At 54.2% G+C, this 345-nt stretch carries 1 protein-coding gene; it reads left to right on the forward strand.

What is annotated here, in order from left to right; all coding sequences use genetic code 11:
- Nucleotides 1–345, forward strand: a 345-nt coding sequence (locus ACXAH2_RS17195; RefSeq protein WP_475080172.1) for a hypothetical protein, incomplete at both ends; no start/stop codon positions are given.

Below are 345 nucleotides of genomic sequence, written 5' to 3' on the forward strand. Positions count from 1 at the left end.
GCCAACTGGTGGCCGGTAGCCTTGTCAGTGACAGTGATAACCTGACCATTGCCGGCGGTAATCTGGACGCGGCCAGCATTGACATCACCACAGACCAACTGGTGGTCACCAGCTTACAAGACACTTCTAGTAACCACAGCGAGAGCATAGGTGGCAACATAGGTGTTGGTGGCGATGGCATCAATAATGTGGGGGTGAATGCTAGCCAAAGCGAAGCCGAACGAGCTTGGGTGGCGCAACAAAGTGGCATCACAGGTGGTCAAGTCAAGATCACCGCCAAGGACACTAGCTTAACGGGGGCGGTATTGGCATCGGTCAATGCACAAGGCGAAGACAATGGTCAAC

The sequence above is a fragment of the Marinomonas sp. ABL3_031 genome (genome assembly GCF_056161265.1).